Here is an 8,881-nt window from a genome sequence, read left to right on the forward strand (position 1 = left end):
TTAGGAACCTATGCCTTGCCGATTATGTTTGTAGGTACAGTCTGTCTCTTCTTTACCAAGAATCGGATAGCTAACAATATTGGTCGGATCTTGTTTGGGGTTGGGGGAATTTTTTATGCCTTAAACCTCATCAGCGCAGGGATGAGTCCTTTGAAAGACTTGCCAGAGTTCAGCCAATATATGGTAACCCTTGGGAAGAATCCAATCCTCGGAGTGCTAGCTGGAGCCATTATCACAGTCTTGATCCAGGCTTCTTCTGCAACGATTGGGATTCTGCAAGGTCTCTACTCAGGTGGATTTTTAGATCTTAAGGGAGCATTGCCAATTTTATTTGGGGATAACATTGGGACTACGCTCACCGTTATCATCGCTGCCATGGGGGCCAATGTTTCTGCCAAACGAGTTGCTGCGACCCACGTCTTATTTAATGTCATCGGGACCATTCTGTGTATCATCTTGTTGGGACCATTTACAAGTATGATTGAGTTCTTCCAAGCTCAGTTGCATCTCTCACCTGAGATGACGATTGCCTTTTCACATGGTGCGTTTAATGTGACCAACACGATTGTTCAATTCCCATTCATTGGGGCTTTGGCTTACTTTGTGACGAAATTGATTCCTGGTGAGGATGAAGTGGTCAAATACGAACCACTTTACTTGGACGAAAATTTGATTACCCAAGCTCCTTCGATTGCCTTGGGAAATGCTAAAAAAGAACTCTTGCACTTAGGGACTTATGCTGAAAAGATTTTTGATTTATCTTATCGCTATATATTGAATCAAGAAGAAAAGTTGGCTGAAAAAGGTCATAAAACAGAAGAAGCCATTAATACCATCGATGACCAGTTGACCAAGTACTTGATCCGCTTGTCCAGTGAGGCTTTGAGTCCAAAAGAAAGCGAATCCTTGACCAATATTTTGGATTCCTCTCGAGATTTGGAGCGGATTGGAGATCACGCAGAAGCCTTGATCAACTTGACGGATTATCTCATTCGGAAGAAAGTTGTCTTTTCTGACAATGCCTTGGCTGAATTAGAAGATATCTACCAACAAACTGCGACGTTTGTTAAAGATGCCCTTCGAAGTGTAGAAGAGGATAACCAAGAGTTGGCCGCAGAGTTGGAACAACGCCATCAGGCGATTGAAAAGCTCGAAAAGAAATTGCGGAAGACCCATATTTCTCGTCTGAACAAGGGCGAGTGTACACCTCAAGCAGGTGTCAACTTTATTGATATCATCTCTCACTATACACGTGTCGCAGACCATGCCATGAATTTAGCAGAGAAGGTACAATTGGAGCAAATCTAGACAAAGCAAAAATCCAGTTCTTTAGGACTGGATTTTAGAATGTAGACAAACTTTTTTCATGAAATAGCTAGAAAATTTATTCAAAAAAATAATTTGTATTTTTAATTAATTAAGAAAATTTATAACTTTCCGCTGTGAGAAAAGTGGCTGAAACGCTAAAGTTTCAGCCACTCGGGAGTTTTGAAACTCTAGGTTCAAAACTAAGTCATGGAACTTCGAAGAAGTTCGCTGACGTCCGTACTCACCTAAGGAAAGTTTTAAAGAAGACTTTATATGCAATCTAAAATCCAGCTCAAAAAAACTGGATTTTTTATTGTATTTATAGGAAATATTAATATATTTAAACAAAATAGGTCTAGACCATTTACAAATACAGTACAAAGGATTATAATGTGTATGAATATATCGGTAGAAAAAGAAAGGAAATCATCATGACAACCTATATACAAGCAGATCAATTCTTTTATCCCCATGGCATTCGTAAGGGAGGATATCTAGAAATTGTCGATGGCAAATTTGGGAAACATGTAGATCAGCTACCAGAGGGAGCTACTGTTTTGGACTATACAGGCTATAGTATTGCTCCTGGTTTGGTCGATACGCACATCCATGGATTTGGTGGAGTTGATGTTATGGACAACAACATCGAAGGAACCCTTCATACTATGAGTGAGGGTCTCTTGAGCACAGGGGTCACTAGCTTTTTGCCAACAACCTTGACCTCTTCTTATGAGCAATTATTGGCAGTAACTGAAAACATTGGAGCACGCTACCAAGAAGCATCTGGTGCTAAGATTCGTGGCATTTACTTTGAAGGGCCTTATTTTACAGAGAAGTACAAAGGGGCACAAAATCCAGCCTACATGAAAGATCCTCGAATGGATGAATTCCGTGCATGGCAAAAAGCAGCCAATGGCTTGCTCAATAAAATTGCCCTTGCCCCTGAGCGAGATGGTGTAGAAGACTTTGTCCGTACAGTGACAGGAGAAGGGGTAACGGTTGCCCTTGGTCACTCCAATGCAACCTTTGACGAAGCCAAAAAAGCAGTGGATGCTGGGGCTAGTGTCTGGGTACATGCCTATAACGGAATGCGCGGTTTGACGCACCGTGAATTGGGAATGGTTGGGGCTATGTACCAACTTCCTCATACCTATGCAGAGTTAATCTGTGATGGCCATCACGTTGATCCAAAAGCCTGCGACATCCTTCTCAAACAAAAAGGAGTGGAAAATATTGCCTTGATCACCGACTGTATGACAGCTGGTGGCTTGGAAGATGGCGACTATATGTTGGGTGAATTCCCTGTTGTCGTAGAAAATGGAACAGCCCGTTTGAAATCGACAGGGAACCTGGCTGGTTCGATCTTGAAGCTTAAAGATGGATTGAAGAATGTTGTTGAGTGGGGCATTGCCAATCCTCATGAAGCGGTCATGATGGCGAGTCTCAACCCTGCTAAATCTGTCCATATTGATGATGTCTGTGGCCAAATCCGTGAAGGGTATGACGCTGACTTTATTGTATTGGATAAAGATTTAGAGTTGGTAGCAACCTTCTTGGATGGCCAAAAACGATTTGAAGCTTAATGGTGAAAAAGAGGTTCAACTACGAATCTCTTGCTATCGCCAAACTAAAAATTGAATTTCTTCTATAAGCTGGGATGAGAGTCTCAGCTTATTTGGATTGGATTCCCTGATCTAGTCATTTGTCTCTTTGCTCCGATACATGGTATAATGAAAGTAATTGAATCGCGAGGTAGTTTTATGAATAAGATAAACGTACGTTTTTTATTGATGGGCTTGTTTTTCTTTATCTACGGTATGTTGCGCCGTAGTCCCGTCATCCTAGTGGCAGGTAGTGCCTTTTTACTCTATGCCTTTTTTAGTAAATCGATGGTGCAACCGAAGGAAAATATCTTTAAGCCAAAATTGCGCTTGAATGCGAAGACTTCTAAGTCTGGTGAAAAAACAAAGGAAAGTAACGGGAAATAAGATGAAGAGCTACAAACTAAATGACGGACGCCACATTCCTGTACTAGGTTTTGGTACTTGGAAGGCGAAAGATGGCGAGGAAGCTTATCAAGCAGTAAAAGCAGCCTTAGAAGCGGGCTATCGCCATATTGATACGGCAGCCATCTATCAAAATGAAGAAAGCGTCGGAAAGGCTATCAAAGATAGTGGTATTCCAAGAGAAGAGCTTTTTGTAACGACCAAGTTGTGGAATAATCGTCACACCTATGAGGATGCTGTTAATGGCCTAGAAGAATCTTTGCACAAATTGGGACTAGATTATATCGATTTGTACCTCATCCACTGGCCAAATCCTGTGACTCATCGAGAAAATGAGGCCTGGAAAGAACGGAATCGTGAGGTTTGGAGAGCCATGGAAGATATGCAGGCAGAAGGAAAGATTCGTTCTATTGGCGTGAGTAACTTCCTGCCCCATCACCTGGATGCTTTGTTAGAGAGTGCCAACGTTCTTCCGGCGGTCAATCAGATTCGCTTGGCCCCTGGAGTCTATCAAGAGGAAGTGGTCCGTTATTGCCGTGATAAAGGAATTTTATTGGAGGCATGGGGACCCTTTGGTCAAGGAGAGCTGTTCCAAAATGAGACAGTTCTTACACTGGCTAAACAGTATGACGTGACACCAGCCCAGCTTCTCTTGGCTTGGAGTTTAGCAGAAGGATTTTTACCTTTGCCCAAGTCAGTGACTCCTGAGCGCATTGCAAGTAATCTGCAATGCTCTGCGATTGCATTATCCTCAGAAGACTGTGAGCTCCTTCGGAAGATCCCAGTAGAGGCGGGAGCACCAGACCCAGACACTAAAGACTTTTAAGATTGTTTATTTATAGACAGTGAGAGGTTGCTCTCACTGTCTTTTTTTGTGTAATAAGATGAAAAACGAATAATTTGTTTCAGTTATCTAATTATTTGAATGCTAAAACCACTAAAAAGCAAACAAAAAATAACTAATTAAAGATATTGTACGGAAATATTACAATTTGATAACAAAGTTAATGTTGAGTGAATTTTCTGAAAAATTAGGAGTATAATAAGAATAATTTAGTATATAGGGGGAATTTTATGAGTAAACAGCGTTTCTCATTGAGAAAATATAAGTTTGGTGTTGCATCGGTGCTGTTAGGATCGGTCCTTGTCTTTGGAGCAGGGAATGTAAGTGCTGATGAAGCGAAGCAGCCAGAGACTGCAGTCGTTGCATCTGCAGAAGCAAATCCAGTATCGCCAAGTGAGTCTGCGTCTCCAGTAACGAATCAGGTAAGTGAGCAGACTACAGGCTCAGTAGTTGAAAATGGTGAAGTTGTTGACGAGCCAGTTTCTTCAGACAAAGGGGCAACAACTCCATCTGTCGAATCAGATAGCCAAGTCCTTGCGAAGGAAGCCAAAACAGAGGCTCCAGCTACTGAAAAGCAAGCGGAAGTCGTAACTAAAACCGAAGATAAAACTGTAGAAAAAGCACCCGAAGGACAGGAAAAAACAGCAGCAAAACCTTCTTCAACAGAGGAGAAGAGTGAGGCTAAACCTGTAACGGAAGTACGTACTGAAAAGAAAGCTGAAGATAAACCATTAAGTATCAGCAGCAATACGATTATTAATGTGCCCCAAACATGGGAAAAAGGCTACAAGGGTGAAGGGACTGTTGTTGCAGTCATTGACTCTGGTTTAGATGTCTACCATGAAGTATTGCGGATTTCAGATCCTACAAAAGGGAAATTCAAAAATCAAACAGAATTAGAAGCTGCAAAAAAAGCAGCGGGAATTGACTACGGAAAATGGTACAATGATAAAGTCGTCTTTGCCTATGATTATATGGATGGAGATGACAATATCAAAGAAAAAGACCATGATTCACACGGTATGCACGTAACTGGGATTGCGACTGGGAACCCTGACAAAAAAGCTGGGGATGGCAACTACGTATACGGAGTTGCTCCAGAAGCCCAAGTGATGTTCATGCGGGTTTTCTCTGATCGTAGTGGATCGACCAGCGATGTTGTCTATGTGAAAGCGATTGATGACGCAGTGGCATTGGGAGCCGATGTCATTAACATGAGTTTAGGGTCTGGGACAGGATCTACAGTAAATGCTAGCCCTGCTGTCCGAGAAGCGATCCAACGAGCACGCGCCAAAGGAGTTAGTGTCGTTATCGCGGCAGGTAATAGCAATACCTATGGATACGGTTATGACAACCCAAGTGCTGAAAACCCTGATTACGGTGTCGTGGGTAGTCCTTCAACCGTAGAAGAGTCTATTTCAGTTGCCTCAGTAAATGATTCATTCGTAACAGAAGAAGTCTTTACAGTGCGTGGTTTGGAAGACAATGCCGACTTGGATAAAGGGAAATTTACCTATACAGCAGCTGAAACAGATGCCAATTTCGAAAATGGGAAAGAATATGACTATGTGGATGCTGGTTTGGGGCGTGAGAGTGATTTAGAAGGTCTCGATTTGACTGGTAAAGTTGCCCTCATCAAACGTGGCGAAATCACCTTCTCAGATAAGGTCGCTAATGTCTATAAAAAAGGAGCGATTGGCGCCCTCATTTATAACAGTGTCGAAGGTGCAAATGTCAAAATGGGTCTCGAAGGCGATGCGAGAAAGATTCCTGCGGTATTTATTTCTAAGCGCTATGGAGAAGCGATCAAAGACAAAGACTACAAGATAGTCTTTGATGGCAGTCTGGATAACCGTCCAAACCCTGACGCAGGAAAAATGTCTGAATTCTCTAGTTGGGGAGTGTCAACGGATGGACAATTGAAACCAGATGTCACTGCACCTGGTGGATCAATCTTCTCTTCACTAAATGACAATAGCTATGGCAGTATGAGCGGAACCAGTATGGCCTCTCCTCATGTGGCTGGGGTATCGGCTTTGGTGAAGGAATACCTCCAAGCTCATCATCCAGAACTTTCACCAGAGGAGCTATCTGCAACGGTTAAGGCCTTGATCATGTCAACTGCAAAACCGCACTTCAACAAAGAAACGGGAGCCTACACTTCGGTACGTCAACAAGGGGCAGGGATTGTAGATACTGCTGCAGCCGTCTCAACAGATTTATATGTAACGAATGAAGATGCTTACCCAAGCGTAACTCTTGGTAATGTGGAAGATCGATTCAGTTTTGATGTGACTGTTCATAATATTTCTGATACTGATAGAGAGTTGAAGATGATTGTGAATACCACTACCGATGATGTAAAAGACGATCACTTTACCTTGAAGCCACGGAAATTAACAGAGACTGTATGGCCAAATGTCACTGTAAAAGCCCATAGTAGTCAGACAGTGACGGTGACTGTCGATGCATCTAAGTTTGCAGAAGAATTGACTAAATTGATGCCGAACGGTTACTTCCTAGAAGGATTTGTTCGCTTTGTGGATCCAGCAGATGATGGCGATGTGGTTAGCATTCCATTTATGGGCTTCCGTGGTTCTTTCCAAGATATCCCTGCGGTTGAAAAACCAATCTACAACTTGGTAAGAGAAGGGAAATCAGGATTCTACTATGATGTTCCAGAAACCAAACACGTGCCATCCAATGCGAACGTCACCTCTTTAGTTTCAAACGCGAATGATGTGCTCTATACGACTGCTAAGAAGGAAACAGCAGAACGAAGCCCAATCGTTCTTGGAACAGTGGAAACACCAGAAGGTTTGAACGTCCTCCACTTGGATGCTGATGGAAATGTCCGTCTGGCTATTTCTCCAGATGGAGATGGGAACAAAGATTACGTGCAGTATCGTGCAGTCGTCTTGCGAAACCTAAATAATATGAAAGCGGCTGTCTACAAGGCAGATGATCAAGCTTTTGCTAACCCAATTTGGACAAGTACAGGATCTTTCTCTGCTCGTAAGAATTACTTTGATGGACGTGGGAAACGATCTTATCTAGTCGACAACTCGGCTTGGGAAGGAACGGATGCCAAGGGTGAAAAGGTGGCGGATGGTCACTATGTCTATGAGGTTCGTTATACGCCAGCAGTTCCAGGAGCAGAGGAGCAAGTTGTTCGCTTTAACCTCCAAATTGACACCCAAAAACCAGTCTTGACTTCAGGTTATACGACCAAGAAGGATGGAGTAGAAACCTTCTATGCTCGTAAAACAAAAGATATTGGCAACGGTGGAATCTTACGAGAGCAAGTCTTCTATGTCAAGGCCTTTGATGAAGAAGGAACCCTGGTTAAGGAGGGGAAAGATGTCCTAGGGAAGACTAGCCGCTTTGAAAACCGTGTCTATTTAACGGCAAATGAGGACGGTGGCTATACTCTTCCAGAAGGAATCAGTAAAGACTTACTTTACTATGTGGTAGAAGACTACGCTGGAAACCGCGACTTTGCTTCTCTTTCTGATTTTGCTGGTAGTGAAGATAGTGGCCGGATTAAGGTGTCAGTCCTAGATGCCGATACACATAAAGAATTAGATACCGATTTTGTCTACCGTATCAAGGATGATCAAGGACAGTATGTCAACTTAGACAAAGGGAAAGAAATCAATTTCCTTAAGTTTGGTAGCTACGTGGCAGAACTCTTTGCCTATGACAAATCAGATCTGAAACTTGTCAGCCAACGAACTCAGAAATTTGAAATCACTGCAGAGGACAGCTTTAAGACCATCGAATTCTTGGCCAAAGAGATTGTCACTGCACCTTTGAGCCTGGTCTTTGATCAAGCAGTACCAAGAACAACACCAGTTGTCTTGAAAAATCAAGCTGGTGAAACCTTTGTTCTTCCAGTTCAGCGCTATGGCAAGAACGCTTTTGGGAAAGATGTCCCAGTTGGAACCTATACGATTTCTGTCAGTCTACCAACAGGTTATGAGTTGTTTGAGGATGCACCGACTGTGACCGTTCTAGCAGACCAAAACAATCTCGCAAAACTTTCTGTAGTCATTAAGACCCAATTGTTGCAATTGTTGGCCCAACAAGCGAACTTGACCAGCACTCCTCAGTACTTTAATGCAACAAGTGAAAAACGTTTAGCCTATGATGCAGCTTATCAAGAAGCTCAGAAAGCTCTTGCGACTAAGTTATCACAAGCAGAAGTTAACCAAATCTTCTCAAATCTTGGATTGGTTACCAGTCAATTAGACGGAAAAGAGTCTGATTTTACAGCGCTAAAATCAGCCATTGCTGCCTATGATGTAACCTCAAAAACAGGTCGCTATGCCAACGCTAAGGATTCCGCTCGACGAACCTTTGACCAAAGCTTTAAGGAATTGGCCCTCTTGCTCGTCCGTGAAGGTGTGACACAAGAGCAAATCAACCAAGCACTTGCAAATTATCAGGCAGCTGATCAACAGCTAAATGGTAAAACAACTGATTTTTCAAGTCTGAAGAAATTGATTGCGGCAGAACTCCAGTTCCAAGCTAAGAATGCGAAGTTTATCTATGCAGCAGATAAGGTGAAGGTAAACTACCTACAAGCCTTTATCCGCGCTCAAGCTGTACTGGCTAATCCTGGTGCCAGTCAACAGGAAGTCAAGGCGGTATTAGCTGAGGTTAAAGCTGCTAAGAAAAAATTAAATGGGAAAAAACTAAAGGTTGTAAAACGCCCATAACA

At 42.6% G+C, this 8,881-nt stretch carries 5 protein-coding genes; all 5 read left to right on the plus strand.

What is annotated here, in order from left to right; genetic code table 11:
* The coding region (locus tag ACLOR3_RS09680) for a Na/Pi cotransporter family protein (RefSeq protein WP_412037185.1) at positions 1-1,308 on the plus strand (1,308 nt) is incomplete at its 5' end.
* Between the two features lie 431 nt (positions 1,309-1,739).
* Positions 1,740-2,891 carry an N-acetylglucosamine-6-phosphate deacetylase gene (gene nagA, locus ACLOR3_RS09685; protein WP_006597080.1) on the plus strand — a complete coding sequence of 384 codons (1,152 nt, stop codon included), beginning with the start codon at positions 1,740-1,742 and terminating at the stop codon, positions 2,889-2,891.
* Positions 2,892-3,068: 177 nt separating this feature from the next.
* Complete coding sequence (locus ACLOR3_RS09690; RefSeq protein WP_048715249.1) at positions 3,069-3,296, plus strand: hypothetical protein; 228 nt, start codon at positions 3,069-3,071, stop codon at positions 3,294-3,296.
* 1 nt (position 3,297) lies between these two features.
* Positions 3,298-4,140: an aldo/keto reductase gene (locus ACLOR3_RS09695; protein WP_411400990.1), complete on the plus strand. Its 843-nt coding sequence runs from the start codon at positions 3,298-3,300 to the stop codon at positions 4,138-4,140.
* A 248-nt stretch (positions 4,141-4,388) separates the two neighbouring features.
* Positions 4,389-8,879, plus strand: coding sequence for a S8 family serine peptidase (locus tag ACLOR3_RS09700; RefSeq protein ID WP_048715251.1), 4,491 nt, complete (start codon positions 4,389-4,391; stop codon positions 8,877-8,879).
* Positions 8,880-8,881 lie beyond the last annotated feature (2 nt).

This window comes from Streptococcus intestinihominis (assembly GCF_046824975.1).
Classification (GTDB): Bacteria; Bacillota; Bacilli; order Lactobacillales; family Streptococcaceae; genus Streptococcus.